General features: G+C 71.7%; 29 protein-coding genes. 9 read left to right on the top strand and 20 right to left on the bottom strand.

The features are described from left to right. From ABT160_RS28545 to ABT160_RS28465, 17 genes are all read right to left on the bottom strand, one after another. Nucleotides 1–678 (bottom strand): hypothetical protein, encoded by a 678-nt coding sequence (locus ABT160_RS28545; protein WP_351650723.1) that lies wholly within the window; start codon nucleotides 676–678, stop codon nucleotides 1–3. 12 nt (nucleotides 679–690) lie between these two features. Further along, on the bottom strand, nucleotides 691–2,796 hold the full coding sequence (locus ABT160_RS28540) for an MFS transporter (protein WP_351650722.1): 2,106 nt from the start codon (nucleotides 2,794–2,796) through the stop codon (nucleotides 691–693). 75 nt (nucleotides 2,797–2,871) lie between these two features. Next, a complete protein-coding gene (locus ABT160_RS28535; protein WP_351650721.1) occupies nucleotides 2,872–3,033 on the bottom strand; it encodes a hypothetical protein in 162 nt (53 codons plus the stop codon). Then, a complete protein-coding gene (locus ABT160_RS28530; RefSeq protein ID WP_351650720.1) occupies nucleotides 3,030–3,635 on the bottom strand; it encodes a hypothetical protein in 606 nt (201 codons plus the stop codon). The genes ABT160_RS28535 and ABT160_RS28530 overlap by 4 nt, the downstream gene beginning before the upstream one ends. A 56-nt stretch (nucleotides 3,636–3,691) precedes the next feature. Then, the gene (locus ABT160_RS28525) at nucleotides 3,692–4,222 is read right to left on the bottom strand and encodes a helix-turn-helix domain-containing protein (RefSeq protein WP_351650719.1); all 531 of its coding nucleotides are present in this window, start codon (nucleotides 4,220–4,222) and stop codon (nucleotides 3,692–3,694) included. An 85-nt stretch (nucleotides 4,223–4,307) separates the two neighbouring features. Next, on the bottom strand, nucleotides 4,308–4,784 hold the full coding sequence (locus tag ABT160_RS28520; RefSeq protein ID WP_351650718.1) for a hypothetical protein: 477 nt from the start codon (nucleotides 4,782–4,784) through the stop codon (nucleotides 4,308–4,310). Between the two features lie 16 nt (nucleotides 4,785–4,800). Further along, the gene (locus ABT160_RS28515; RefSeq protein ID WP_351650717.1) at nucleotides 4,801–6,015 is read right to left on the bottom strand and encodes an acyl-CoA dehydrogenase family protein; all 1,215 of its coding nucleotides are present in this window, start codon (nucleotides 6,013–6,015) and stop codon (nucleotides 4,801–4,803) included. Between the two features lie 77 nt (nucleotides 6,016–6,092). Beyond that, complete coding sequence (locus ABT160_RS28510) at nucleotides 6,093–6,650, bottom strand: hypothetical protein (RefSeq protein ID WP_351650716.1); 558 nt, start codon at nucleotides 6,648–6,650, stop codon at nucleotides 6,093–6,095. Next, on the bottom strand, nucleotides 6,647–7,231 hold the full coding sequence (locus ABT160_RS28505) for a GTP-binding protein (RefSeq protein ID WP_351650751.1): 585 nt from the start codon (nucleotides 7,229–7,231) through the stop codon (nucleotides 6,647–6,649). Before ABT160_RS28505 ends, ABT160_RS28510 begins: the two co-directional genes overlap by 4 nt. 16 nt (nucleotides 7,232–7,247) lie before the next feature. Beyond that, nucleotides 7,248–7,571, bottom strand: a complete 324-nt coding sequence (locus ABT160_RS28500; RefSeq protein ID WP_351650715.1) for a DUF742 domain-containing protein — start codon at nucleotides 7,569–7,571, stop codon at nucleotides 7,248–7,250. A gap of 31 nt (nucleotides 7,572–7,602) precedes the next feature. Further along, nucleotides 7,603–8,040, bottom strand: coding sequence for a roadblock/LC7 domain-containing protein (locus tag ABT160_RS28495; protein WP_351650714.1), 438 nt, complete (start codon nucleotides 8,038–8,040; stop codon nucleotides 7,603–7,605). A 67-nt stretch (nucleotides 8,041–8,107) separates the two neighbouring features. Beyond that, complete coding sequence (locus ABT160_RS28490; RefSeq protein WP_351650713.1) at nucleotides 8,108–9,550, bottom strand: sensor histidine kinase; 1,443 nt, start codon at nucleotides 9,548–9,550, stop codon at nucleotides 8,108–8,110. A gap of 79 nt (nucleotides 9,551–9,629) precedes the next feature. Then, nucleotides 9,630–10,541 carry an SAM-dependent methyltransferase gene (locus tag ABT160_RS28485; protein ID WP_351650712.1) on the bottom strand — a complete coding sequence of 304 codons (912 nt, stop codon included), beginning with the start codon at nucleotides 10,539–10,541 and terminating at the stop codon, nucleotides 9,630–9,632. Continuing rightward, nucleotides 10,538–10,927: a hypothetical protein gene (locus ABT160_RS28480; protein WP_351650711.1), complete on the bottom strand. Its 390-nt coding sequence runs from the start codon at nucleotides 10,925–10,927 to the stop codon at nucleotides 10,538–10,540. The genes ABT160_RS28485 and ABT160_RS28480 overlap by 4 nt, the downstream gene beginning before the upstream one ends. A gap of 173 nt (nucleotides 10,928–11,100) precedes the next feature. Beyond that, entirely contained in the window at nucleotides 11,101–11,628 is a 528-nt protein-coding gene (locus ABT160_RS28475) for a DUF6302 family protein (RefSeq protein WP_351650710.1), read from the bottom strand. After that, nucleotides 11,625–12,497, bottom strand: coding sequence for a hypothetical protein (locus ABT160_RS28470; RefSeq protein WP_351650709.1), 873 nt, complete (start codon nucleotides 12,495–12,497; stop codon nucleotides 11,625–11,627). The genes ABT160_RS28475 and ABT160_RS28470 overlap by 4 nt, the downstream gene beginning before the upstream one ends. After that, complete coding sequence (locus ABT160_RS28465; protein WP_351650708.1) at nucleotides 12,494–12,997, bottom strand: ATP-binding protein; 504 nt, start codon at nucleotides 12,995–12,997, stop codon at nucleotides 12,494–12,496. The genes ABT160_RS28470 and ABT160_RS28465 overlap by 4 nt, the downstream gene beginning before the upstream one ends. 216 nt (nucleotides 12,998–13,213) lie before the next feature. Here ABT160_RS28465 and ABT160_RS28460 point away from each other — a divergent pair, with 216 nt between their 5' ends. Together ABT160_RS28460 and ABT160_RS28455 are read left to right on the top strand one after the other, a co-directional pair. Continuing rightward, nucleotides 13,214–14,596 carry an NsdA family TPR-like regulatory protein gene (locus tag ABT160_RS28460; protein ID WP_351650707.1) on the top strand — a complete coding sequence of 461 codons (1,383 nt, stop codon included), beginning with the start codon at nucleotides 13,214–13,216 and terminating at the stop codon, nucleotides 14,594–14,596. Nucleotides 14,597–14,644: 48 nt separating this feature from the next. Next, nucleotides 14,645–15,124 (top strand): TrmO family methyltransferase domain-containing protein, encoded by a 480-nt coding sequence (locus ABT160_RS28455; RefSeq protein ID WP_502984318.1) that lies wholly within the window; start codon nucleotides 14,645–14,647, stop codon nucleotides 15,122–15,124. A 219-nt stretch (nucleotides 15,125–15,343) separates the two neighbouring features. Here the strand turns inward: ABT160_RS28455 and ABT160_RS28450 are convergent, their stop codons facing one another. Continuing rightward, complete coding sequence (locus tag ABT160_RS28450; RefSeq protein WP_351650705.1) at nucleotides 15,344–16,027, bottom strand: TauD/TfdA family dioxygenase; 684 nt, start codon at nucleotides 16,025–16,027, stop codon at nucleotides 15,344–15,346. Between the two features lie 239 nt (nucleotides 16,028–16,266). Between ABT160_RS28450 and ABT160_RS28445 the strand changes: the two genes are divergently transcribed. From ABT160_RS28445 to ABT160_RS28425, 5 genes are all read left to right on the top strand, one after another. Then, nucleotides 16,267–16,707: an NUDIX hydrolase gene (locus ABT160_RS28445; protein WP_351650704.1), complete on the top strand. Its 441-nt coding sequence runs from the start codon at nucleotides 16,267–16,269 to the stop codon at nucleotides 16,705–16,707. Between the two features lie 3 nt (nucleotides 16,708–16,710). Beyond that, nucleotides 16,711–17,892 (top strand): helix-turn-helix transcriptional regulator, encoded by a 1,182-nt coding sequence (locus ABT160_RS28440; RefSeq protein WP_351650703.1) that lies wholly within the window; start codon nucleotides 16,711–16,713, stop codon nucleotides 17,890–17,892. 620 nt (nucleotides 17,893–18,512) lie between these two features. Further along, the gene (locus tag ABT160_RS28435) at nucleotides 18,513–18,866 is read left to right on the top strand and encodes a hypothetical protein (RefSeq protein ID WP_351650702.1); all 354 of its coding nucleotides are present in this window, start codon (nucleotides 18,513–18,515) and stop codon (nucleotides 18,864–18,866) included. Nucleotides 18,867–19,124: 258 nt separating this feature from the next. Beyond that, nucleotides 19,125–20,507, top strand: coding sequence for a helix-turn-helix domain-containing protein (locus ABT160_RS28430; protein ID WP_351650701.1), 1,383 nt, complete (start codon nucleotides 19,125–19,127; stop codon nucleotides 20,505–20,507). Then, nucleotides 20,504–21,448, top strand: coding sequence for a phosphotransferase family protein (locus ABT160_RS28425; protein WP_351650700.1), 945 nt, complete (start codon nucleotides 20,504–20,506; stop codon nucleotides 21,446–21,448). Before ABT160_RS28430 ends, ABT160_RS28425 begins: the two co-directional genes overlap by 4 nt. 75 nt (nucleotides 21,449–21,523) lie before the next feature. Here the strand turns inward: ABT160_RS28425 and ABT160_RS28420 are convergent, their stop codons facing one another. Then, nucleotides 21,524–22,348, bottom strand: coding sequence for an aminoglycoside phosphotransferase (locus ABT160_RS28420; RefSeq protein WP_351650750.1), 825 nt, complete (start codon nucleotides 22,346–22,348; stop codon nucleotides 21,524–21,526). 397 nt (nucleotides 22,349–22,745) lie between these two features. Further along, nucleotides 22,746–23,006, bottom strand: a complete 261-nt coding sequence (locus tag ABT160_RS28415) for a hypothetical protein (protein WP_351650699.1) — start codon at nucleotides 23,004–23,006, stop codon at nucleotides 22,746–22,748. Between the two features lie 394 nt (nucleotides 23,007–23,400). On the opposite strand from ABT160_RS28415, the gene ABT160_RS28410 reads away from it, so the two are divergent. Further along, a complete protein-coding gene (locus ABT160_RS28410; protein ID WP_351650698.1) occupies nucleotides 23,401–24,366 on the top strand; it encodes a transcriptional regulator in 966 nt (321 codons plus the stop codon). A 66-nt stretch (nucleotides 24,367–24,432) separates the two neighbouring features. Next, nucleotides 24,433–24,900 (top strand): hypothetical protein, encoded by a 468-nt coding sequence (locus ABT160_RS28405; protein ID WP_351650697.1) that lies wholly within the window; start codon nucleotides 24,433–24,435, stop codon nucleotides 24,898–24,900. Nucleotides 24,901–25,012 lie beyond the last annotated feature (112 nt).

Below are 25,012 nucleotides of genomic sequence, written 5' to 3'. Positions count from 1 at the left end.
TCAGCACGCCCCGCCCGGCTGACGGGTGCCAAGGAGGTAGGGCGAGGGCGGGGGCTGGGGCTGGTGTGAGACGTGCGCAAGGACGTGCTCCTCGGCTCCCGATGGTGCTGCCGGGGGCGGGGGTGCGATCTGCAGCGGGACGTCGTTGCGGACCAGCAGGTGCAGCCCGGTGAGGTAGCGGGCCGGGATCTCCAGCAGCGCCTGCGCGGCGGACGCCCCGGCGGGCGTGGGCACGTGTTGCCAGCCGCAGGTGCGGGTGAGGTAGTCGACCAGGTGCTCGGGGGCGGCGTGGCGGTGGGGGAGCTGGGTGCGCACCCGCTGGTAGCCGCACAGCGAGGCGTAGTTCGTCACCCACGCGGTGAGCAGTTGTGCCGGGCGGTCGTCGCGCCCGGGCTGGGTGAGAGCGAAGGTGACGGCCAGGGTGGGCAGGCCGGGCTCGAGGCGCGACCACGTGTCGGGCTCGGGCTGGTGATTGAGGTGGAGCAGGCCGATCAGGTCGTCCCCGTCGCACAGCACGACGACGTCGGTTCCGGCGCGCAGAGCGCGGCGGTAGGCCTGGTCGGGCAGGGACAGCTGACGCAGCCGCGCCCAGTCAAAGCGGGCGCGCACCAGGTCAACGGCCCGGGTGGTGTCGGCCAGGGTGAGAGGCCGGGCGAGGTAGGGCGCTGGGATCGTCATCGTGGGTTCTCCTCACGAGGCCAGGGCAGAGCGCGGCGGGGCACTGGGGGACAGGCGGCGGACGGGGGAGGCGGCGAGCAGCAGCGGCGGGAGAAGGAGCAGCAGCGTGCCTGCCCACAGAGCGGTGCGTACGTCGAGGGTGGTGGCGATGAGTGCGGCGGTGACGACGCCGAGCGGGCGGATGCCGGAGACGACCCAGACCGCGGTCTGCTGCACCCGCGACTGCACCTGCGCCGGTGTGATCCGGTGCCGCACCGAACGCTGCGTCAGCCCGGCCGCCGCCGACACCACCATCTGCAACGCCTGCGCCAGGGACAGGAGAGCCACGCTCCACGGGCCGGGCGATGCCGCAAGCAGCAGGACTGCGGCGGGCAGGTAGAGGACGAACGCGGCCTGGGACAGGGCGTACAGGCCGAAGCGGTGCTCCGCCCACGGGGCGAGGAACGCGCCCGCCACGGCGCCTGCCGCGCCGGAGCCCATGATCAGGCCGAGCCCGAGGCTGCCCGTGTGCAGGACGGTGAGCAGCTGGTAGGCGACGTAGGTGGTGATGATGCTGTACGCGTACGAATGCAGCCCCAGCGCCCCGTACAGCGGCCGCAGCAGCGGGTGCTGCCAGATGAACGCGATGCCGTCGCGGACGGGTGCCTTGACGGCGCGGGCGCAGGTGTGGGGCGGCCGGGTGCGGGCCGCGCACAGCGCGCCGACGAGGTAGGAGACCGCGTCGAGGAGCAGGGCCTGGGCCGCGCCGAGCACGCTGACGAGCACGGCGGCCAGGTACGTTCCGGCGGAGCCGGTAGCCGAACTGGTCCCGGACACGGTGCTGTTGGCGTGGGCGACGCGGTGGGCGGGGACGAGTTCGGGGACGACGGCGATGGCGGCGGCCTGGTGCAGCACCCGCAGCGCCCCCAGCAAGATCACCGTCAGATACAGCACCGGCATGCCCAGCGCGCCGAGCGCCCAGCAGGCGGGTACGGCGGTCACGGTGAGGGCGGAGGCGACGTCGGCGAGGGCCATGATGCGGGGCTTGGGGTAGCGATCGCCGATCGCCCCGGCGGGCAGGGACAGGGCGAGTGCGGGCAGCATCGCCAGCAGCCCCAGCACCGCGACCTGCAGCGGAGTGGCGTGCAGCAAGGTGATGGCGATGACGGGAAGGGCGACAGCCGTGCACGCGGTTCCGGCGGCACTGGTGGCCTCGCCCGTGGTGAACGTGGCCAGCGGTGATGGTCCGCGCACGTCTCCGTGTGGGTGGGGGGTGATTGGGGTGGGTGGAGCGGCTGTCATCTGCGGTCCTGAGGTGCGGTGTCGGCGGGACGTGGAGACAGGGTGAGGCGCGTATGCGGTTCCTCGCGGTGCGACGCTTCCGGGCGGGGGACGCGGATGATCCGCCGCGTGGTCGTCGTCTTGCTGGTGCGAGGGCCCGATCAGGTGCAGGGCGTGGCCGCGGACGATCAGCTCCAGGTCCGAGCTCACCTGTGCCTTGGTGCGCAGTGCGGCAGCGGCGTGGGCGACTTCCTGCACCGGCAGGCTGAGGGTGGCGGCGATGGCGCAGGCGGTGGTGTGTTCACCGATCGCGAGCAGGAGCCGCCGTTCGTGCCCGGTCAGCTCGATGTCCCGATGGGGGAGGCGGGGCGGCGGGACCTGCTGGTGGGTGAGTAGGGCGTGGGCGAGGACGGCCCGGGTGGAGCGGGGTGGGCAGCCCAGACGCCGGCGCATCGCGGCGAGGTGTCCGTTGATGGTGGTGAGCTGCAAGCCCAGGTGTGCGGCGATGGAAGGGTTGGACCAGTCGAGCAGGAGAAGAGCGGCGACGCGCTGGTGCGCGGAGCTGATACGGCCGTCGGCGCCGTGTGGGGTCGTTGCCTGGTCGCTGGCGGTGTCCTGCGGGAGGCGGGGGAGCAGGCCGCCCTTGGGGCGCAGCGGGGTGTCCGCTTCGCGGAGCAGGCCGTAGATGAAGCAGTAGGAACGGCCCGTCTCGTCCGCGATCTGCTGCACGTTCAACTGCCGTGGTCCCAGATAGGCGTTGACCACGGCTTCTGTCACAGCGGCGCGGACCGCTCCGGTGATCCGGTCCCGTTTGGGCAGGGACGGCAGCGTGGCGGCAGGCGATGGCTTGCTGGGCATCGGATCAACTCCTGCGGGGTCAAGGCAGTGCGGGGCGCGGGCAGGACGGGACGGGCAGCCGCATGATCTGGCAGCTCAGCGGGGAAGCTCGGCTGCCGTGATGATCGTGGCGAGGCTGGTGGCCAGGACGGCGAGCCGCCAGCGGTTGAGCACTGACAGGCGCGGTCCGTGCCGGGCGGGGCTTGAGGCGGACAGCTCCGGCTTGCGGAGCGTGCGCGGCTGCGGGGTGCCGGTCATGGCGCGTGGCCGGTGCGGGGCGCGGCCGGCGGGAGGGCGAGGGGGACGCGGCACCTGATGTACGCGCTCAGGCCCGCGCGCGGTTGGGCGGGCCGGGTGAGGTGGAGCGCGCGCTGGTGCTGGGCGTGTGGGTTGAGGCTGGTTCCGCCGGGGTGCCAGCCCAGGGTGAGGGCGTGTGTGAGGAGCCGCTCGGTGTGCTCGGGCGGGTCCAGGAGCCCGGCGGTGGCCGTGATACGGACCGTATGGTCGTGGCGGCGCGCGGCGTAGTCCGCCGCCCACAAGCTGACCAGCCGCCCCCAGTGTTCGGAGTCGGGCTGGGGGTCGGTATAGAGGTGGGTGATCTCCAGGCAGGGTGCCGTCCCGCCGGGGCCGGGGCCGGGGCCTGGTGTGGGCTGCTGGTTGAGGATGAGGCAGGCCCGTAGCCGGTCGTCCTCGTACAGTCCGATAGCGCTGGCCGACGGGTCGCGGAACGCGTAGGTGTGGGCGGCGGGCAGGTGGATGCCGCGCGCGGCCAGGTCCTGGATGCGGTCCTGGACCAGCGCGCACGCTTCCGCACGCTCGGCGCCCGTTGCCAGCGGACGTACCTGGAACGGTGCGGCCACGACAGCATGCCGCGGTCTGCGGGCGGGTGACACCGCTGTGCTCAGGATCGTGGGGGTCACGAGGTGCTCTCCGGGGCAGCGCCGGCAGGCGGGGGCGTGGCGGCGGGCCTGCCGTCCTGAGGGCGCAGGATGCCCATCGCGTGTCCGATCACGACGAGGTGGGTGCTGTCGACGGCGCCGGTCTTGGCCAGCAGGGCACGGGTCGCGTTGCGTCGTCGCCGGCTGCTCAGTCCGGTTGCGTTGCAGATGCTCTGGTGGGTGGAGTGCTCGCTGATCGCGCGCAGCAGGCGTACTTCGTCGACGGTGAGGATGAGGTCGGGTCGTGGTGTGGACGGGCGGGGGACCTGTTGGTGGGTGAGCAGGGCGTGGACGAGGACGGCCCTGCTGGCCCCTGGTGGACAGTGCATCTGCTCGCGCATCTGGGCGAGGCAGCGCGCCAGGCTGCTGCGTGACAGGCCTGCCTCGCGGGCGATGCGCGCCAGGGGCAGGCCGCGGGCGTAGGCCTTGGCGAGGGGCCGGTGGGACTTGGAGATCTGCGGCGGTGGCGCAGCCGCAGTGAGTCTGGGCAGGACGGGCTGGCTGGTCACGTGGACCTTCCTTGGAGTGAGCGGCGGGGGGTACGAGGCCGACCGGTGCCGTCCGGGCAGGACCGGGTGCGGCTGGTGGGGCTGGTCAGTTCGGTGCGGCACGGACGTTGCCGGCTGCGGCGGCCTCGTGCTGGCCGAGGGCGTGCACGATGGCGACGAGGTGCCCCTGGTCACGGGCGCCGACCTTCGCCATGAGCGCGACGATGCGTTCCCTGAAGGCGCGACGGCTGGTGTCGGGGAAGGCGGCGCGCTGGTCGAGGGGCTTGCTGTAGCGGGCGATCGCGTGCACAAGGAGCTGCTCGTCGCGGGTCAGGGTGATGCCGGGGACCGGCGGCTCGGGCGGCGTGAGGAAACCGGCGGCCAGGAGCAGGTGGGCCAGGACGCCGCGCGAGCAGCGCGGTGGCGCGCTCACGTGCTGCCGGATGCCTTTGACGTAGGACGTGACGGTGGCGGGAGCGAGAGAGGCGTACTCGCTTATCTGGGCGTTGGAACAACCCTGCAGGAGCAGGGCGGCCACCCTCTGCTGCTGCAGGGGGAGCGGGGGCAGGAGTGCGCGGGGCACGGGCTGGTCCTACCTTTCAGACGGGCTGGGGCGTGAGGCTGGTCTGGGGGGTGGGGAAGGGGTGGATGTGGCGGGCGGAGTAGGGGGGTTTGGCGTCGCCGAGGGCGGCTTCGGCCAGGCGCAGGGCCTGGATGTCAGAAGTTCCGGCGGGGGCGAGGATGTGGTGGGCGTCGCGCAGGAACCGCTCGATGGGCCGGTCGGTGAACAGGCCTGCGGCGGCGTGGAGTTCCATCGCGGTGCGGGCCGAGTCCAGGGCGAGTTCGACGTTCTGGAGCTTGGCGTTGATCAGTTCGGTGTCGCAGGGCCGGCCGTGGTCGAGGAGGCTGGCGGCGTGGTAGGCGACGGTGCGTGCGGTGATCAGCCGGCCGTGGATCTGCCCGATCTTCGCCTGCACGGTGCCCAGGCGGGCCAGGCTCGCCCCGTAGCGTTCACGTTCGCGGCAGAAGGCGACGGTGGCCTCCAGGATGGCCTGGTGGATGCCGAGGGCGACGGCGGTCAGGTTCGCCCGTCCGTACAGCAGGCTGGAGGAGTACGCGACGTCCAGGCCCTGGCCTTCGGTGCCGAGCCGGTTGGCGGCGGGGATGCGGCACTGCTCGAAGCGGAGCGCGCCGAAGGAGAAGCCGTGCAGGCCCAGGGTCCGCCCGTGCGGGGGCAGGGTCAGGCCGGGGGTGTCGTGTTCGACGAGGAACGCGGTCAGACCGCGCGGGCCGTCGCCGGTGCGGGCGATGACGCCGTGCAGGTGGCCGATGTGGCTGTTGCCGACGTACACCTTGCCGCCGTTGAGGAGGTAGGTGTCGCCGTCGCGGGTGGCGGTGGTGGTCATCCCGGCGACGTGGCTGCCGCACCCGGGCTCGGTGACGGCGATGGTCGGCAGGCACGTCCCGGCGGCTATCTTCGGCAGCCACTGACGCTTCTGAGTGTCGCTGCCGTAGTGGATGATCTTCGCGGTGCCCAGCTGGGAGGCCTGCACCATCGCGCCCATCGCCGCGCTGACCCGGGAGAGCTCTTCGATGATGAGCGTCTTGGCCAGGTGCCCGGCGCCCATCCCGCCGTAGGCGGTTTCGATGGTCGCGCCGAGCCAGCCCTGCTCCGCGATCAGGCGCGCGAGCGGCACCTCGACGTCCTGAGTGGCCTCCATCGCCTCGACCCGGGGCGCGACATGCTCCTGGGCGAACGCACGCACCTGGGCGCGGAGTTCGTGGTGGGCGGGGGTGAGAAACAGGTCGGACACGGCTCATTCCTCCAATGAGGGGGCTGCGGTCACGGGCAGGTGAGGGCGTCGGCATGCGGGGGCGAACGCGGTGCGGGTCAGGGCGTGGCGCGGGCGGCGTGGGTGTAGGCGCGTGTCATGACCTGGTCGCGGAAGGCTTTGATGACGGTGAGCGATTCCTGGCGGGTGGTGGCGTCCATCGGTGCGGGGCCGACGTAGCAGACGGCGCCGAGGACGAGCCCGTGGCCGGTGTGGTCGGGGCGGTAGATGAGGGGGGCGCCGGAGTAGGTGAGGATGCCGAGGCGGGCGACGACCGGGTTGGAGGCCGAGCGGGGCATGTCCCGCACGTCGGCGAGGACCAGGGCGAGCTGGCGGGTGAGGAAGGTACTGCAGAAGCCCCAGCCGGGCTGCATGGTGCGTTCCAGCGGTTCCTGGGTGTCCTCGGGCTGGGACATGCCGATGAAGTGCTGGCGCCCGTCGGGCAGGAAGATGTTGATCAGGGCGGTGAGCCGGTGGGCGCTTGCCGGGTCGATCTGGCAGGCCTTGTGGCGCAGTTCGGCGGCGTGCGCGTCGTGTTCGGGGGTGGCCGCGTCGAGGCCGAGGCGGTGCAGGAGCCGCAGGTGCTCTGCAGTGTCGAGGGGCGGGGCGAGGGTCACGGGCGGGCTCCTGCGGGTTCGGGCGGGGCGGGAAGGCGGTGCAGGGCGTGGACGACCAGGGTGATGAGCGCGTCGAGTGAGGAGGCCCGCTCGCGCGCGTCGCACACCACCAGGGGCAGGTCCGGGTCCAGGGCGAGTGCGCTGCGGATCTGGTCCGGGTGGTAGGCGGCGGTGTCGGGGAAGCGGTTGACGGCGACGATGAACGGCAGTTGGTGTCGTTCGAAGTAATCGATGGCGTTGAAGCAGTCGGCCAGGCGCCGGGTGTCGGCCAGGACGACCGCGCCGTGCGCGCCGTCGGCGACGCTGTCCCACATCGGGCGGAAGCGGTCCTGTCCGGGGGTACCGAACAGCATCAGCACGACCGGCTGCTCTGCGGGGTCGGGGCTGGGCAGGGTGATGCGGCCGAAGTCGAGGGCCACGGTGGTCGTGGTCTTGGCCGCCACCCCGTCAAGGGAGTCGATGGTGCTGCCGGGGTCGGTGAGCACCTCCTCGGTGGTCAGGGGGTCGATCTCGCTGACGGATGCGACGAAGGTGGTCTTGCCGGCGCCGAATCCGCCCGCGACGACGACCTTGACCCGCATCGGGGCGAGACGGGGCTCACTTGGCGCGTCGAAGTCCGGCAAGGACGGCCTCCAGCAGACGGTGGTGGTCGACATCGGTGGTCTGGGTAATCACCAGGGCATGGGCGGTCAGGAGGTCGTCCACCCGGATCTTGACGACGGGCAGCGGCTGGGCCAGGAGCCCGGCCAGTTCCGCCACCGAGGTCGGCGCGGCACACAGCAGCTGAATCCGCGGCCCGTCCACGCCCAGATCCGTCCCCTGGGCGGCGGGCCGGGCGGTCACCAGCGTGGTGGGGGCCAGATCACGGGTGGCCCGGGTACGGCCCCGGGTCAGGAGGTAGGGGCGCAGCTGCGCGGGCACGCCAGGCGAGGGATCGGCATGCGCGGCCATGTCAGCGGACGGGGGCGGTGTGGTCGCGGGCCTGGACGGTCAGGTGCCCGGCGATCCCCGCGATCCACTTGCTCATCACGGCGCCCAGCGTGCCGGGGTCGGCCTCACGGCTGGCCTCGACACCGAATGCCAGGGCTACCGCACGCGTGCCGACACCCACCTGGTGCGGGGTGTGCATGATGAACAGGTAGCCGTCGTCGTGCTCGACGGCGTTCTGCCGCACCCCGCCCGACCGGTCCTGGAACAGGTTCTGGGCCACCGAGGCGAGCATGGAGCAGGCGGCGGCGAAGCGCTCCGCGTCCGCATCGCAGACCTGCGGCGGGGGCCACTGCAGGCCGTCGGGGGTGAACAGCACGGCGCGCACGATGCCGGGCGTCTGGGCGACGAACCGCTCGAGGCGGTCACTGATCGTGGACAGCGGGTCGGTGGGAAGCGTCATCACTCAACTCCGGTCAGAAGGAACGGGGGTGGGAGAAGGGGACCTGCGCAGGGCACAGAGGGGGAGGTCAGGGCGGAGGCTGCTGGGCGCGGCGGACCCCTTGGAGGTAGGCGCCCATCAGCGAGCCCTGCGGCAGGCCGTCAGCGGCCGGGGCGGGGCGTGCCGGGGCGGCCGCCGCCGGGGAGGTACGCACACGCCGGGGCAGCGCGGGCAGCGACGGGTCCACCCGCGGGACCGGGACCGGGTGCGGTGCCGGCTGCTCGTACGGGCCCGCAGGCGCCGCGCGGACGGGGCCCTGTGGTGACCCTGACCCTGGCTGTGGCCTCGCTGTTGCCCGAGGCGCGCCCATCGGGCCGGGAAGCTGGCCCGGGCCCAGAGGTGACGTCAACGGCACGCCGGGCACGGGCGCGAGGGGTTCTTCTGCTCTGCTCGGGGTGAGCAGGGCCTGCGGGACGACGACGTGCGCCTGATTGCCGTGGTGCGGGGTGGAGTGCAGCTGCACGCGGATCCGCAGGCGGCGGGCGATGACGGCGACGACCAGCAGGCCGATCTGCCCGGTGCGCAGCCCCTCCCGCAGCAGCTCCTCGCCGGGAGCCGCCAGGTGGGCGTTGAGCCGGTGCAGCTTCGCGTCGGGGATCGACAGGCCCTGGTCACTGACCAGGATGTGCAGGCCTTCCGCGATCTGGGTGGCCTTGACCTGCACCCGGGTGGTCTGCGGGGAGAACTGGGTGGCATTCTCGATCAGTTCGGCCAGCAGGTGCACCAGATCGCGGGCCACATGCCCGTGGAATGCCAGGTGGTCGCAGTCCGGTGCCACCACCACCCGCGTGTACTGCTCGCATTCCTGTTCCGCGGACCTCAGGGCCGTCACCACCGACAGCGGCTCCTGCTTCCAGGGCGCGGACTTCTGCCCGCCCAGCCGCGCATACCCCTCCGCCCGCCGCAGCGCCTGCATGATCAAATGGTCGATCTTGTACAGCTCGGACAGCAGGTCCGGGTCCTCCACCAGGTCTTCCACCCGGCTCAGCCGTCCCAGAGTGGCCTGCATCAAGGGCAGCTGGCGGTAGGCCACCACGCGCAGCAGTTCATCGTGCAGATGCGCGGTGGCCCGCTGCGCCTGCTGCTGGCGTGCCCGGTCCACCAGGACCCGGCTGATCTCGGCGGTCGTCGTCGCCAGCAGCCGGTGCACCTCGTCGAAGCCGTCCACGGGTGGCGAGGTCCAGGATGATGCGGGTGGTGCGGGGGTCAGGTCGCCGTGGGCGACGCGCTGGGCGGTGGCGTCCATGGCATGGCGCATCTGCCGGGCATGGGCGACCAGTTCGCGCAGCGCGCGCTCGGACCGGGCCCGGTGCTCATGGGCGCGCCGGTGGTACAGAGATGTGTGCTGGTGGGCGCTGACGGTGGCGCCGACCGCGGCCAGGATGGCCGCGGGCACGGAGATCGTCAGCGGCACCAGGCCGTCGGCGTGCAGGGCCCAGGCCGCGCTGATGGTGCCGGACGCGGCCAGCACGGGAACGGCCGCAAGCCACTGGTTTACGACGACCGGAGGACGTCGGCGCGCACGCCGGGGGGATACGGACGGCGGGTACTCAGGCATCCTCGCTCCTGCCAGGGTGAGAACGGCCAGGCTGCGCGGCGAAGACGGCATACGCGCCCGAGACCGCCTCCGGTAGCGCGCGAATGCCGTCCTGCTGCGACCAGCGCGCGGTCGGTACCAGCCCCGGCGTCACCGGCTCCCAGCCCGTCAGCGCCCTAATGGCGGCTCGAGAGCGGGGGAAGTAGGGCAGGCCCGCCTCAGCCATGCGCCGGGCGAGGATCTGGGAGGTGCGCGGGGCGAAGTCGCCGGTGGCGTGGGTGACCGACAGGACACTGCCCGACGGCAGCCAGGCCCGCAGCCGCTCCATGAGGGCCGCGGCATGTGCGTCGGACAGGTAAGGCAGCACGTCGTGCAGCAGCACGCCGACCGGACGGCTCAGGTCCAACACCGGACGGCGAGGGTCCCGTTCGATGGTGACCGTAGCCAGACCCGCTATGAGCGCGGCGGCCGTCGTGAGGTCGGCGTGCAGGAAGGCGCTGGTGCCGTGTGGGGTGCGCAGCAGGGCGCGCGCGGTGGCCATGACGACCGGGTCGGCGTCGACATGCACCACCCGCGCGTCCTCGCCGACGCCCGCCACTGCAACGCCGTCCAGGAGGGCGGGCAGGCGCAGGTGCGCGGGGGAGGGCAGACCACAGCCCAGGTCCACGAACTGACCGATCCCCCACCCGGACATCTCCTGGACGGCGCGCACGCCGTGAGCGCGGTTGATGCGCGCGGCGGTGGCCAGCCACGGCGCGGCGCCCAGCAGCTGCTCGCCCAGGACCCGGTCGGGGGTGAGGTGGTCCTTGCCGCCCAGCAGGTAGTCGTACACGCGGTGGCCGCGGGGCACGTCCGTCCGGCTGGCCGCCCAGCCCGGTGGGGAGGCCGTGGCCATGCTGGGCGCGGGGATCGCGGTGGCGGTCATGCGCTCACCGCCAGCAGTTGCGCGACAGGGTGGGTCGGGGTGGTGGAGGTGGCCCGGGACGAGCTCAGCGCGTCGAACAACGCGCGCGGATCCGTCAGCGCCTCGGTGCCCTGGCGCTGGTGCAGCATCCAGATGCGGCCGGTGCACGGCCGGTGGGAGATCCGGGGGGCGTGAAGGTCGTCGCACCACCAGGCGGGCCCGGGGCGGCACTGCGAGTGCGGGGCGTACCACCAGTGTGCGGTGCGGTGCGGCACGGGGATGAGCAGGACCTGGTCGTCGGCGCAGTACAGCACCGGACCCAACTGGCCAACCCTGAACACCAGGTTCAGCGCGATCTTCCCGAGCGCGGCAGGAGCCCGGACCACGTCGGCGTTGTGGGCATGCACGGGTGCGGGGTGTGGGTGCTCGCTGGGCTGCAGCGGGGCGGGCGGGAACACCGCGGGACTTGGTAAGGCGATCATCGAGAAGGTCTCCTGAAGGCCCCTGTAGGAGGGGGCGGGTTGAACGGTCGGCTGCGCGAGGGGCCGGGCGGGGTCACGGCCCAGCGGCCGAAGCAGAGTCAGCGGGGGGAGCGGTGGGGAGCGAACGCGTTGATGACGTCGGGGTGGTAGCCGTAGTGCAGGCCCCGCGCCGTGTGGTCGTCGAAGCGCCGCGGGGGCCAGGCGCCCCAGGACACGAGGTGGCAGGTATCCCGGTACCAGGCGTAGCGCACCCGCACCCGGGGAAACCCGTCGCGGCCGCGCAGCGCACGGGCCACCGCCCGCGCCTCGCGCCAGGACGCGACCGGCAGGTCGCCGCCACGGCGCGGGCCGCCGACCGGGACCGCCAGGAACCGCTGCCCGCCGACCACCACGCTCACGCCCTGGCCCGCCAGAGCGGGGACGGCCAGGAGCTGCAGGTACCGGTCCACGCCTTCCCCCGCCCACGACGCCGGCCGCACGGACACCTCCACGCCGACCCGGCGGTCCTGCCACGGCGCGGGGCAGGGGCACGCCAGCGGGTCGGGCACCGCGGCGGCCGCGGTGGCGCACGCGGGCCCCGGGGCCTGGTGAGCGGGAGCGGCCTGTACACGGCCGTACTGCGTCATGCGATGTCCTCGGGCGTGGACGCGGAGCAGTGGTCCGCGGCGCGCGAAGACCCGGAACGTGTGGCGATTACCTGTGCGGTGCCGGGGCCGAAGATGGCGTCGGCCAGCAGAGCCTCGGCCTGGGGCCCTGCGAGCGGGTCGTCCAGCGGGGCGTTGAATGCCGGGTGCGCCGCAAGCGCCTCGTCGACCGGCGATGCGGTGCGCGGGGGCTGGTCAGCGCACAGGGACAGCAGGTCCTCGACGCTGAGCGGGGTCACGTCCCGCAGGCTCACCACGACCCGTGCGGCCAGCGTCCAGCAGAAGCGGGGGTCCTCGAACGCCACCTGCGGCAGCGGCTCGGCCACATCGTGGGGGAGCGGGCTCAGGGTATGGGGGTCGTGGATGATCCCGGCGATGCCCCAGAACTCGTAGGAGCCGACGTGAGCGGCGACGAACCCGCGCGCCAGGGGCGGACAGTCCCGCACCGCCTCCGGCACACACCCCGCGCACACCGGCGGCGCCACCGTCCTCTCCCCCTCCCGCACCGGCACACCGGACGGCGAGCGCATCAAGAACACATAGCCCCGCTGATCGAGCACGGCCGGATGACCGCACACCTGGCAGGCGTTGTCCGCCATGCACTGCCGCTGGCGCAGGGGATGCACACCAGCCATCACCGGCTCGCCCCCGCCACGCCCCAGGCCCTGGCGCACCCACAGGGCCCGCTCGATATCCCGGTCGGTACGCACCTCGTCCGGGTAGGCGATCCCGGCGCGGCGCGGATGGCGAACGATCCGCCCGGGCAGCACCTTCTCCGCTGACCAGCACGTCACGTACGGGACCCGCCGCCCGTCGGCGAGCCGGTAGACGTCCTTGCCGGTGGCCTTCACCGCAGGCCCCCCGACTGTCCAGCCGACGGCACTGAAGCGGAGGCGGCAGCGGTGGCCGCAGGTGCGGGTAGGTCGGCCTCGAGCCAGACCGTCTTGCCCGCCCGGTCCGCATCCAGCTTCACGCCCCAGCGGTCGGTGAACGCGCTCACCAGGGCCAGCCCCCGGCCCTCCTCAGCGTCGTCGCCGACCCGGACCGGCTTGGCGAGCGGGAGTACGGGGGAGGGATCGTGGACTTCCACGCGTACGCTCCGCCCCACGCGTGACGCGGTCAGCGTCACCTCGCTCGCGGGGCCTGCCAGCGCGCAGCCGTGGACGACCGCGTTGGCCAGGACCTCGCTCGCGGCCAGGAGGACATCTGCCGTCAGGTCCCGGGGCAGGGCCCAATGGCGCAGGCCGGCGCGCAGGGTCTGGCGTGCGCAGGGGACGGCTGCCCGGGTGGCCTGCATCGCGATCACCATCCGGCACGTGGTCTCGGGAGCGGGTGCTGCTGGGGGTGTCATCGTTGTCACCTTCTGCTGGCACATGGACGGGCCTCCACACGGCGCCGACGGCGCCCGGCGGGAAGTGGGCGAGGGCGGAGCGCTGACGCGCGGGTGCGAACTGGGCTGTGTTCGGGCTACGTTGAGACAACCGCGTACGGTTGCTGACAGGTAGTGACCGGGTGCGGGGAACCCCGTCAAAGGCGTCAAAGATCGTTTTCTGGTGAGGGACCGGCGATGGCTCGAACACGCAACGAACGGCTTGCCGCGCTGCTGGCGGAGACGGGCTGGTCCCAGCCCAAACTCGCCGCCGCCATCGGCCGCGTCGCCCAAGAGATGGCGGCACACGAGCTGGGAGCGATCAGCCGCTCGCACGTCGCCATGTGGATCGCGGGCACACGCCCCAGCGGCCGGGCGCCGCATATCCTCTGCGAGACGCTCTCCCGCAAGCTCGGCCGCCCGATCACACCGGCCGACATCGGACTCGAACCGGGGGAGACGCCGAGTGGCTCGTCCGACTGGAACGCCGACACGTTGACCATGCTGGGCTCGCTGGGAAGAGACGATCTCGACATGCTGCACCGCCGCACGATGCTCACCGGCGCCGCCTACTCCGTCGCCGCCCTCACCCTGCCCGCCCCTGCCTGGTGGAACCAGACCCGGGCCGCTGCCCGCAACCGCCCCGCGGCCAGTGGCCGCACGGTCACCGGCGCCGACATCGACGACCTGCGCCAGCTCACCGCCTTCCACTCCGCCCGCGACCAGCAGCGCGGCGGCGCCGCCGGACGCTCCGCCCTCGTCGCCCACCTCACCCTCGAAGCAGCCCCGCTCCTTCACGCCCGCTTCCCCGACGACACCACCCGCCGCGACCTGCACACGGCCGTCGCCGAGATGACCTACCTCGCCGGCTGGACCGCCTTCGACGCCTCCCAGCACCGCACCGCACAGCGTTACTTCACCCTCGCCACCAAACTCGCCGCCGAAGCAGGCGACGGCCCACTGGCCGGACACATCCTGCGCGCCATGGCCCACCAGGCCGTCGACCTCGGCCACCCCCGCCACGCCCTCGACCTCGCCACCGCCTCCATGGACCCCACCCGCTACGGCAAAGCAACCTGGCGCGAGAAGGCACTCCTGGGCATCGTCCACGCCCGCGCCCTGGCCGCCACCGGCGACCGCCCCGCCACCCTCACCGCCATCAGCCGCGCCGAACGCGACCTGAACCGCGCGGGCACCGACCATCCCGAGCGGGTCGCCTTCTTCGCCGAAGCCTCCCTCGCCCACGAGACCGCCTGCGCCCTGCGTGACCTCGGCAGCCCCAAGGACGCCGAACACCACTTCCAGCGCTCCGTGGCCACCCGCCGCCGCCAGCTCTACACCCGCACCCACAGCGTCACCCTGGGCTACCTCGCCGCCGTCCAGGTCCGCCAAGGACGCCTCGATGAGGCCTGCGGAACCTGGAACCAGGCCCTGGACGCCATGAGCGGCGTCCACTCCGGCCGCGCCCGCGACGTCATCCACCGCATGCAACGCGACCTCTCGCCGGTCCGCCAGCGCGGCGGACACCAGGTCACCGAACTCACCCACCGCGCCCAGGAGATGCTGTCCGCCATAGGGTGAGATCCCGCGCGGCGTCACCAGGGCGTCACAGGACCGGGGAGGATGAGCATGCTGTTCGAGCTGCCGCAGATCGGCACGGTCGTCGGAGGCCACACCAGCGTCCACGACGACTACCAGGGCGGCGTCACCTCGATCATCCGCCTGAACCCCGACTACCCGCTCGAATCCCTGCAAGGGCTGGAGGAGTTCTCGCACGTGCAGGTCGTGTGGAAGATGCACCTGGCCAACCCTGCGGACATCGAACTGCACGCCCGCAGCCCCCGCGGAAACGCGGCCTGGCCGGCCACGGGGACATTCGTCCACCGCAACCACCGCAGGCCCGACCAGGTCGGCATCTCCCACCCCCGCCTGCTGCACGTCGACGGCCGAGATGTCCACGTCACCGACCTCGACGCCGTCGACGGCAGTCCCGTCCTTGTCCTGGCGCCCTGGTTCCCGCAGATGGGACCCCAGGGCCCGGTACACGTCCCACGTTGGGTCGAGGACATGCTGCCCGACTACTGGAACAACGCTGACGCGCGTCCCTGAGTCGTGGGGCGTTGCTCGCTGGTCTCGTAACGGGGGCGCAGGGATCCGGCCTGGGAGGGGCAGGGCAGGCCTCACGCAGTCCCCTGAACAGGGGGGAGATGCTGGGGGCGTCATCGTGGTTTCTTTCTGCAGGTACGAGGGCGGGGATAGCTCAAGAGGTGCCGGTGGCGTCCGGCGTTGGCGGGCGTGGCCGCCGCGGGGCTGAGGTGGATGCGTTGATCAGCTGCGGAGCGCGGGTATTCCGGCGGGGGCCGGGGTGAGGGGCTCGCCCAGTGCCCTGAGGCACAGCCGGTCGCCCGTGAATGCGGTGCGGGCATGGAGGAAGCGGGTGTTGTCCAGGAGGTAGCCCTGTCCGGCCGTGAGCCGGGCGGTCTGCTGGTGGACGGCGATTGCTTCGCGCAGAGCGGGCAGGTACCGGTCGACCAGGGGGCTGAAGCGGCTCAGTTCGTCCTGGCGGAACCGCAGCAGCGTGCGTCCGTTCGAGCCGGGGGTGAAAACCTGCGAGGGGTGGCCGCCGCCGTCGCCGTAGTAGGCGGTACCCCGCAGCGCCATTGCCTCAAGTGCTTCGGGGGCGAGAGCAGCCAGGTGCTCGGTGACCGCGCGGCCGTCGGTCAGGCGGACCTCTCCTCCGCTGGCGGCGGGGCGCAGGCAGACAAGAAGCATCAGCTGCGGCGGACGGGGAATGCTGGACCGCTCGGTGTGGGCCACAAGCTCGCCGGTCCCCAGACCGGCCATCCCGGGCTGCCGGGAGGGCGCACCAATGTTCTGGATGGTCGTCAGGCCGTCGCGGTCGCTGTCGGGGTGCGGCGTGAGCGCCATGATCCGCCGGGCGAACGCCCGTACCGCTGCGCGCGAGACGAGCCCGTCGACCGTGACGAGTCCGCGTTCGGCGACTTGGGCCATGATCGGGCTCGTCCGACCTAGGGAGCTTGCGCGGAAAGCGGTGAACCAGTGTGTGTCCGCGCGGGTCAGCATCGGTGCGCTCCCTTGGCAGGTCGGTTTTCCCACAGGGTCGGATCGCGGCGGCCGCCGGTAAAGCGACAGATTGTCGACTCGGGCATTTCGGGAATCTGTGACGGATGGCGGGGGAGGGCCGGTACGTTGCGAGGGCCCGTTCCACCGAACAACCCCCGGGAATCTGCATGTCCTACAAGCCGTCGCTGTGGCCCGTCTCCGTCAAGGCAGTCGCCCTGGACAGTCGTCAGCGGGTCCTGCTGCTGCACAACGAACGTGGCGAGTGGGAACTGCCGGGCGGCAGGCTGGAGATCGGACCGCCCAGCGGATCGCACCCGGCCGATGAGGATCCGCGCCAGGCGGTGGAACGCGAGGTCCTGGAGGAGACCGGCTGGACGATTAAGGCAGGACAGCCACTTGACACCTGGATCTACGAGCCGCTGCCCGGCCGCCGCGTACTGATCGTCACCTACGACTGCACGGTCCTCACCCCGCACCAGACCCCGGTCATCAGCCACGAACACGCTCGCGTAGGCCTCTTCGACGAAGCCGAGATCGCCGGCCTGACCATGCCGCAGGGCTACAAACGATCCATCGCCGCGGTCTACACAGCGGCGCACCGGGCGTGAGCGATGACCCAGCCCGATGACGGCACAGCCGCCCCGCAGCGGCCCTCGCCCCGGCACGCCGCATGGCGGTGGGCAACGCCGGAGGCGCAGACCGTGCTCGCCACCCGCGACCTGGGCCGCATCCTGCGCTACCACCGGCGCGTGCACGGACACAACCAGAGCGAGACCGGCACACTCCTGGGCTACGACAAGACCTACATCTCCGCCCTCGAACTCGGCAAACGCAGGCTCACCGACGCTCACGCCCTGCGCCACATCGCCGCCCAGCTCGCCCTTCCCGCGCACGTGCTGGGCGTCACGGACCCGGCCGACACTGACTTCCGCGCTCTGATCCAGTTCGGCCAGTCCACCGTGCGCCTGGCCGAGATCGCCCGGCAGTCCGGCCACGCCTCCGAAGCCGTCGCCGAACTGTGGCCACTGGTCGCACGCCTCGAAGCCCGAACCCAAGCCGGCCACACCGAACGCGAGGCACTGCGCCTCCTGGCGGACGCCCAGCTCGGACTGGGAACCGCCCTGGGCAACGTCCTGCCCGAAGAACGCCTGGCCACCGCAGCCCACTGGACAGCGAAGAGCCTGCCGGCGGCAACCTTCTTCACCGACGACGCCCTGAGAACCACCGCCCTGCGCATGCACGGCAACGAACTGCGCAAGGCTGGACCTACCGGCGCGGCCGTCAGCCGCCTCGTGCAGGCTGCCGCACTGGCGCCGAACCGTGAATCCAGGGCGGCAGTCCTGCCGCTGCTCGCACGAGCTGCCGGAGCCCTCGGAGACGAGGGACTGTTCGACCGCACGATCCGGGAGGCCACGAGACTGCTCGACGTCGTCGAGCACACCAGCCTCGTCAACCCTGTCGCGTTGTACGAGATCGAGCTGCGGGGACTCATCGGCACCGGGCGCACGCGAGCCGCCATACAGCGGGCCGAGCACAACGCCCCGGCCCTCACGACGAGCGTCGCCCCGCAATGGCGCGTCATCGAACTCATCACCACCGGCCGCATCCGCCTGCTCGCGGGGGACACCAGCGGAGCAGCCGAGCAGTTCCACCACGCCACCACGCAGGCGCGCGCCCAGCGCCTGCCACACCAGCTCCAGCGGATCGTGCGGGCAGTCGGCGACTCTTTGCCCACTACGCGGGACGCTGCCAGCGATGCCCTGAGGCAGCTGCGGGCGGAGATGGCCGCGTAATCCCTGGCCGGTGAGAGGGTCCGCGGAGCGTGCCCTGCGCGCCGAAAGCGCGGTACTGCGGGGTACGGATGATGCAGTGCAGCCGCGAGGTGCGGTGGTGGCTGCCCGCTGTGCCTTCATGTGCATGACGTCACCCCTTCCGCCCGCGCTCCACACTCCAGCCACGTGTGAGCGACCAGAAACCTCCATGACCTCGCCGGAGTTTGCGGCACTCCGGTCCTTGTCCTGGCGCCGTGGTTCCCGCAGATGGGGCCCCAGGGCCCGGTACGCGTCCCAGGTTGGGTCGAAGAGATGCTGCCCGACTACTGGGCCTCGGCTGACGTGCGTTCCTGAGGCGCCTTGGCGCTCGGTCTTCATGTTCCGCTCCTGCAAGCAGAGTTCGAGCGGCGGAGCGTTTCAGGACGTTGGTCGCCAGGTATGCGCAGGCCGCGAATCCGTTCCAGCACATGCCGAACGGCGGTGCCCAGAGGCTGACGCGTGTCTACTACGATCTTGGGTCCGGAGATGGAACCGTGAGGTTCGCTGGGCGTGGTGTCCGCGCCGGGTACGTGGGTGAGCGTGGGGATCCGTAAGGAACCAGATGGTTCGCACTCGATGCCTGAGCGGATGCATTCGACGACGTGGAGATCCTGGTCGATGCCTGCGGCGAAGCGACGCAGAGCGTCGACGTCGCGGGGCAGGACCAAGGTGCGGGCGTCGAGTACGACTGCGCCACGGGGGTCGGTCTCCAAGTGCCAGACGGCCGCTTGGAGCATCCATTCGTAGAGGCGATCTCGCTGTTCGGGGGAGGCGTCATGCCGCGTGGGGAACAGGACACTCTTGAGTGCGGCTTTGTCGAGATGGATTCCCGGCAGTGCCACAGCAAGTTCGCGCGCCAGGCTGGTCTTCCCGGCGAGCGGGTGACCTCCCAAGGCAATGATCATCAAGACTCCTGGCGTGATCAGACGAGCATTCCGCTCAGGGCGGTGGGGTGACAACCGGGGTGAGGGTGCCGCAGCAGAGGTAGGTGATGCGCCGCTCGTGCGAGTCCGAACCTGCGGAGCGCTGCATGCTGACCAGGAGGAGACTCACCGGCACGGCCCGGGCAGACAACAGTGACTGGCGAAACAGTGACTGGCGCCGGGTTGAGTGACTGTTTCCGTCACTGCGAAGATGCCGAAGTTGCTGATTTCAGGCACCACCCCCAGTTCGTCATTACGCTCGTCTTGAGCACTTTGGGGAGAGGAGCCCTGATGGCATACGAGGCGCACCGGCCCTCTTGCGCACGGCAGTTACGCCAGCAGGCCTTGCGTCAAGGGCAGACGGTGAATGAGATCGCGCAACTCATCCATGAGCACTGCTTGGTGTCGAAACTGCGTGCGGCGCGCATGGCCCGGGGCATCACGTTGCGGGAGGCTGCTGCTGCCCTGACCGCCTTGGGCCAGCAGCGGCCTGCAGGGCCTCGGGTCGACGGCGACCAGCTGGGCCACTGGGAGACCGGCAGGACGCCGCGAGCGAAGGCGAGCACGCTGCTGTGCACCTTCTACCAGTGTTCGCCGACCGAACTCGGCCTCAGCACCGCCGAGGCCGGCGCGCACGACACCGCTGCTCTCCCGGCCCACCGGCTGGCTCCAGCATCGTCCACGGGCACACCCACGTCTGGGGCTTCGGCGCTGGACGTGCTGGATGACGCCCGTCGTGCGGTAGACCGCACGCTCGCATCGGGCACCGTGAGTCCCACCCAGCTCGACATGCTCGACGAGCAGATCCTCTGGGCCCGCCAGCAGTACGTCTACACCGCGCCGGACCCCATGCTCCGAGTCCTCCTGGAGCATCTTGGCGAGGTCCAGAACCTGGCCGCGCAGCGGCAACCCGCAGCTGTGCAGGTCCGCCTCTCCGAGCTGACCGCGATGCTCGCCACTCTCATCGCCGATGCCCTGATGAAGATGGGACACCTGGTCCGCTCTCAGTCCTGGTACGCGACCGCACGCGGCGCCGCCGACGACAGCGGAAACCGAGAACTGCGGGCACGAGTACGGGCCCAGGCCGCCATGCTGCCTTTCTACTACGGGCCGCTGGAAGCAGCCGTGGCGCTGGCCCGTGAAGCACGAACCCTGTGCCGCGGGCGCCCCGGCGCCACAGCAGCTTTCGCCTCGGCCGCCGAGGCCCGCGCGCTGGCCAAGCTCGGCGACGCCGAAGGTGCCACCAACGCGCTGAGGCTCGCGGCCGCCGCGTTCGAACACCGCGGCACCGCCGGACTCAGCGACAACGACGCCTGGGCCTTCCCCGAGCGCCGCCTGCGCCTCTACGAGAGCGGCACCCTCACCGCACTCGGGAGAACAGCCCAGGCACGAGCCGCTCAGCAAGCGGCCCTGCGTCTCTACCCGACACGGACCGGGATCGACCCCGCCCTGCTCGCCCTGGAAGCCGCGATCTGCTTCGTCCACGACCGCAGCCCCGCCGAAGCGTGCCAGCTGGCCGGCGCCACGCTACTCAACGTCCCACCCCAGCACCTGACACCTATCGTGCGTGAGCGCGCCCAAGAGGTCATCAACGCCCTGCCCCCAGGACTCCACCGCCAGCCCGCCGCCCTTCAGCTGCGCGAGCTCCTCGCGCTCCCCACCGGCCAGATGTGACAACACGCATCCTGTCGGCGAGCCTTGACCTCATGACACACGCGGCGCCGACCCCCGGCGGGTTCGACGAGTACGAGCTGTCCCGGATCCTTCACCAGGCGTGCCAGACGGTGGGCCTCAGCCCTGCACACGCCCGCCTGCTGCGCGGCCACACCAATGCGGTCATTCTGCTGGAAGACGAACACGTCGTGGTCAAGGTCGCCCGGAAGGGGCCACGGGCCGAGGAGGTCGCACGCACCGTGGCCTTCGTACGATGGCTGATGGACACCGGCTTCCCCACCGCACCGCTTCACCCGGTCCAGCAGCCCGTCTCGATCGACGGTCACGCCGTCAGCTTCTGGACCTACCTTCCACAGACAGCGGCAGCGATCACCGCAGCCGAGCTCGCCAAGCCCCTGTACGCGCTCCATACGCTGCCGGTACCGCCCATAGACCTGCCCGCCCACGACAACCTCTCAGCCATCCGCAGATCCATCAAGGCAATCACCTGCCTGCCGGACGGGACTCTCGAATTCCTTACCGCCCAAGCAGACCAGCTCGCCCAGGAACTCGCGGAAGTAGAATTCTTTCTCGCCCCGGGGGTCATTCAAGGCGACCCTCAGCATCGCAATGCTCTCCACACTGCCGACCAAGATGTCGTTCTGTGTGACTGGGACACGGTCGCCCTCGGGCAACCGGAATGGGACCTGGTGACCGTCGAGGTTCACTGCCGGCGCTTCGGATACGGCGAAGGCCACTATGCCGCCTTCGCTGAAGCCTACGGCTGGGACGTGACCACCTGGCCCGGATACCAGACCCTCACCAGCATCCGTGAACTCCGGATGATCTCGACGAACGCCCGGAAAGTCCCGACACACGCCCCGGCTTCTCTCACCGAGATCGAACGGCGCATTGAAGGTCTCCAACGTGGTGACCGATCGTTTCAGTGGAGCATTCTGTAGCAGCCGACCCACCCCGGAACCCGCGCGGCAGCGCTAGTCGACTCGCCGCTCCCTGACCGGGACCCGCCTTCCAGGTCATCCCCCGGGACTGCGCGCAGCGAGGAAGTCAGCCCACGCGGTGGCGCACCGTGCGATGGAGTCCGCAGTCTCCACACGCTCGGCGGCGAGATCACGCCAGCGGCGTGCCTCGGCTCGGGCGAAGACTGCCACGGCGCGCGGGTCGGCAGTGCTCCAGCCCGGGATGCGGGATGCCCATGTGCCCGCTTCCTCGGCCGAGTGTCCGCCGGTGGAGATCAGCCGCATGCCCCACAGCGTCGCGTCGATCCAGGTCGGGCCGCTGGCCGCCCAGGACCAGTCGATCAGGCAGGCGCGTTCCGCGTCGACGAGGACGTTGGTGGAGGCGGGATCGGTGTGCAGCAGGCGAGCCCCGGTGAGGAGTTCCTGGTCGGTGTCGTCGCAGTAGTAGCCCCACCGGTCCCAGGCCGTGGGCAGTCGCACGCCCCCTGGAGCGGAAAGTTTGCCCAGTTCGGCGAGCGCGTCGGCTACCGGCGCGAGGTCGGGCGATCCGGGGGTGTAGTCCGCGTTCCGGCCCGGCAGCCCCTGGAAGGCCAGCAGACTCCAGCCCGCAACGTCCACGCGCCACAGCACCCGGGGAGCACTGCGGGGCAGGTGAGGGTTCACCGCCTGCTCGAGGTCGAGCTCGTTGACAGGCGACCAGTCGGGGCCCCACCAGTCCTCGCCCTCGCAGTCGACGGTGTCCGCCGCAGGCGTGGCACGCGCGCGCTGTCCTTTGACGAACACGGCTCCGCCTGAATCGAGCGTGAGGAGTGTGGCCAGCCCAGCCGCCGCGGAGTGCTCAACGTCCTCAGAAGCGAAAGCTACTTCGATCTTCGCGCGCACAGCGGAGAGGGCTGCCGGGGGGAGTTCCTGCCAGGTGATGCGCCCGATCACGTCTCGTCCGGTAGGGGAGGAGCGGGCGGATTGGGAGGCAGGGGAGGGTTCTTGTCCGGGGTGACTGGACCCGGCGGCCGGCCGCGAGGGGTGGGCGTGACCGGAGCCCGAGGTGGCTTCTTGGCCTCGACGCTGCTCACCTCCGGCAGCCTAGAGGCCGCAGTCGGCGACCGTCGCCCACACACCGGAATGCGGCCAGATTCCGACACCGCAGCAGCGGACGGGTGCGCACGCCGGGACCGAGGCGCGGGGCTCATGAGACCCAGGGCGGCGACACGCGGGGCGAGCATCGCGCCTGACCGGACCCGTCATCGCCGTCGACTGGGGCTGCGTACGAGCGGAGCGCTCAGGGAGTCTCCAGGACCCAGCCGGTGCGCCGGGGCTGCCCGTCAGCGGCGGTGGGGCTGTCGTGGAGCTGGGCGAGGGAGACGGCGCGCTTACGGGTCTCCCGGCCGTCGGTGGTGAGGGTGACGACCTGGACCGTGCCGAAGGGGATGCCCCCGCCGGGGACCGTGCCGGGATTTCCGACGATCTTGATCCGGGTGGGCCCGTCGCACGGGTGGTGGCGTGTGCTCAGACTGCGGTAGACCTGACCAGGCTCGGGCATGGCGTGGACTCCTACAAAGGGTGGGTGGCGCGTGGTGAGAAGGCCGGGGCGGCCTTACCGGGGATTCTCGTGGAAGCTAGCCGTCGGCTTGTTACCCCTGCAAGCGCCCGCAAGTCCTGATCTGTGCCCACGCACCAGGTGGCCAATATCCGCGGTGCCCGGTCCAACACGCCGTAACTCGGCCCCGCCCCAGTCAGCCGCGCGCAGATGCGCAAGGGGGTAGTGAGCGGGAGGACCCGCGCCGCCAGGGCGTGCGCCGGGCGGGCGTGCGCCCTGGCAGCAGCCGAAGCGCGGCCCTACCGTCGTCGAGCGGGGCCCCGGTGTTCTCGGGGTGTGGCCGAAGGCGGGCGACGAGGCGGGACGGTGACCGGTGGAACGCAGGACAGTGCTGACCATGAGCCTGGGCGCGGGAGCGGCATGGATCGCGGCAGCGGCGGTGCCCGTCCAAGCCCGCAGCTGGGACGGGCTGGGCCAGGGACTCACGGACACCGAGGTCACAGCCGCGCGTCGCCTGTACGCCGCCGGCCAGTACGGGCGCCTGCGCCAGGCGCTGCCCGGCCTGCTCTCCTGCGCGCAGGAGACGGCAGACTCAGGACCAGGCGCGGCTGGCCGGGCAGCGGCCGTCTGGGTCCTCGCCTCCCAACTCGCGGTCAAAGACGCCGACCTGCCCGCGGCGGCCGCCCACGCCGAGCGTGCGATGACCGCCGCGCGCGCCTGCGGCAGTCCGGCGCTCTTCGCGGCCGCGGTCCGGGCCGCCGCGACACCCCTGCGGCGCACCGGGCACACCAGCCAGGCCCTGCACCTGCTCGCCGACGCACACCACACCCTCCAAGCCACCCCACGGTCCCCGGCCGTCCTCAACGCGCACGGCATGCTCGCACTGACCGCCGCCTACACCGCCGCCGCAGCCGACCAGCCCACCACAGCGCGGGAGTTCGCCGCGCTGGCCGCCGAGCACGCGGCTCACCTGGCACGCCTCACCGACGCCTGGTCCGCCCCCGTACGCAGTGCCCGCCTGGAGCTGTCCCCGGCGCAGGTCCTGCTCTACCGGATCGGCATCGAACGCACTCTGGGCGACGCCGACCGCGCGCTCGCCTGCGCGGAGCGCCTCAACGCCGCGGCCTTGCCGACGGCGGAGCGCCGGGCCCGGGCCGCCACCGACACCGCCCGCGCCTACCTCGCTGCCGGCGATGTTCCTGCCGCCTTCGCCCAGCTGCAACACCTCGAGCAGGCCGCGCCGCAGGACGCCCGCCGCCCCTCCGTACGGGCCCTGACCACGACCGTCGCTACCCGGCGCCCGGACCTGCCGGGCCTGACGGCCTTCGCCCGCCGCACCGGAACCACCCCGAAGCCCGCATGAGCACAAGCCGGACCAACAGCAAGGCCCGGGAGACGGCTTGCCGGGGCGGCCGGGCACACTGGAGGCATGACCGGGGGATCTGTGAATGGCCGTGCCCGACGCTGGGCGCCGGCAGGAATCGCGTGCGCGCTGCTCGCGCTGACCTTGTGGGCCAGCCTGCGCATCGCCGGCGACATCCGGGGAGCGGCGCGCATCGATGCCGCCCCCGTCACCGTCCAGGCCGTCGTGGCACGGGTGGTGCAAGTCAAGGGCGGAGTGAAGGTACACCTGCAGTACACCGTCGACGGCCGCTCCTACGCGACATGGGATATACGCCAGACCGCGGGCACCGGCGTCGAGCGGGGCACACGGCTCTGCCTGGAAGCCGCGGCCACCGATCCGGACACCGTCCGCCGCTGCGGGCAGCACTATCCCGGCGGGGACGACGTCTTCCCGACCATGGCACTGGCCGCACTCGCAGGCGGTGCGGGACTGGCCCTGACGACCGGCTGGATCATCACCGAGGCACGAACCCGGCGCGCCACACGCCCGTGAACCTCCGCTGCCCGCCGGTCTTGCCTTGCGGCACGGGCGTGCAGGCCGACTGATCGTGGGTGCTTGATAGGTTCTCGGGAGGCGATCCACCGCTCGAGGTGGTTCAAGGGAG

Source organism: Streptomyces sp. NPDC001941 (assembly GCF_040296945.1).
In the GTDB taxonomy this organism is placed as follows: domain Bacteria; phylum Actinomycetota; class Actinomycetes; order Streptomycetales; family Streptomycetaceae; genus Streptomyces.
The sequence above is the reverse complement of the archived record's forward strand: the minus strand, read 5'-3'. Positions and strand labels throughout refer to the sequence as shown.

Bases quoted from the DNA above. Each gene is read 5' to 3' on its own strand.
- ABT160_RS28545 (WP_351650723.1), bottom strand. From the start codon at position 678: ATGACGATCCCAGCGCCCTACCTCGCCCGGCCTCTCACCCTGGCCGAC.
- ABT160_RS28540 (WP_351650722.1), bottom strand. From the start codon at position 2,796: ATGCCCAGCAAGCCATCGCCTGCCGCCACGCTGCCGTCCCTGCCCAAA.
- ABT160_RS28535 (WP_351650721.1), bottom strand. From the start codon at position 3,033: ATGACCGGCACCCCGCAGCCGCGCACGCTCCGCAAGCCGGAGCTGTCC.
- ABT160_RS28505 (WP_351650751.1), bottom strand. From the start codon at position 7,231: ATGCGGGTCAAGGTCGTCGTCGCGGGCGGATTCGGCGCCGGCAAGACC.
- ABT160_RS28495 (WP_351650714.1), bottom strand. From the start codon at position 8,040: ATGACGCTTCCCACCGACCCGCTGTCCACGATCAGTGACCGCCTCGAG.
- ABT160_RS28485 (WP_351650712.1), bottom strand. From the start codon at position 10,541: ATGACCGCCACCGCGATCCCCGCGCCCAGCATGGCCACGGCCTCCCCA.
- ABT160_RS28475 (WP_351650710.1), bottom strand. From the start codon at position 11,628: ATGACGCAGTACGGCCGTGTACAGGCCGCTCCCGCTCACCAGGCCCCG.
- ABT160_RS28465 (WP_351650708.1), bottom strand. From the start codon at position 12,997: ATGACACCCCCAGCAGCACCCGCTCCCGAGACCACGTGCCGGATGGTG.
- ABT160_RS28460 (WP_351650707.1), top strand. From the start codon at position 13,214: ATGGCTCGAACACGCAACGAACGGCTTGCCGCGCTGCTGGCGGAGACG.
- ABT160_RS28455 (WP_502984318.1), top strand. From the start codon at position 14,645: ATGCTGTTCGAGCTGCCGCAGATCGGCACGGTCGTCGGAGGCCACACC.
- ABT160_RS28450 (WP_351650705.1), bottom strand. From the start codon at position 16,027: ATGGCCCAAGTCGCCGAACGCGGACTCGTCACGGTCGACGGGCTCGTC.
- ABT160_RS28445 (WP_351650704.1), top strand. From the start codon at position 16,267: ATGTCCTACAAGCCGTCGCTGTGGCCCGTCTCCGTCAAGGCAGTCGCC.
- ABT160_RS28440 (WP_351650703.1), top strand. From the start codon at position 16,711: ATGACCCAGCCCGATGACGGCACAGCCGCCCCGCAGCGGCCCTCGCCC.
- ABT160_RS28430 (WP_351650701.1), top strand. From the start codon at position 19,125: ATGGCATACGAGGCGCACCGGCCCTCTTGCGCACGGCAGTTACGCCAG.
- ABT160_RS28415 (WP_351650699.1), bottom strand. From the start codon at position 23,006: ATGCCCGAGCCTGGTCAGGTCTACCGCAGTCTGAGCACACGCCACCAC.
- ABT160_RS28410 (WP_351650698.1), top strand. From the start codon at position 23,401: ATGAGCCTGGGCGCGGGAGCGGCATGGATCGCGGCAGCGGCGGTGCCC.
- ABT160_RS28405 (WP_351650697.1), top strand. From the start codon at position 24,433: ATGACCGGGGGATCTGTGAATGGCCGTGCCCGACGCTGGGCGCCGGCA.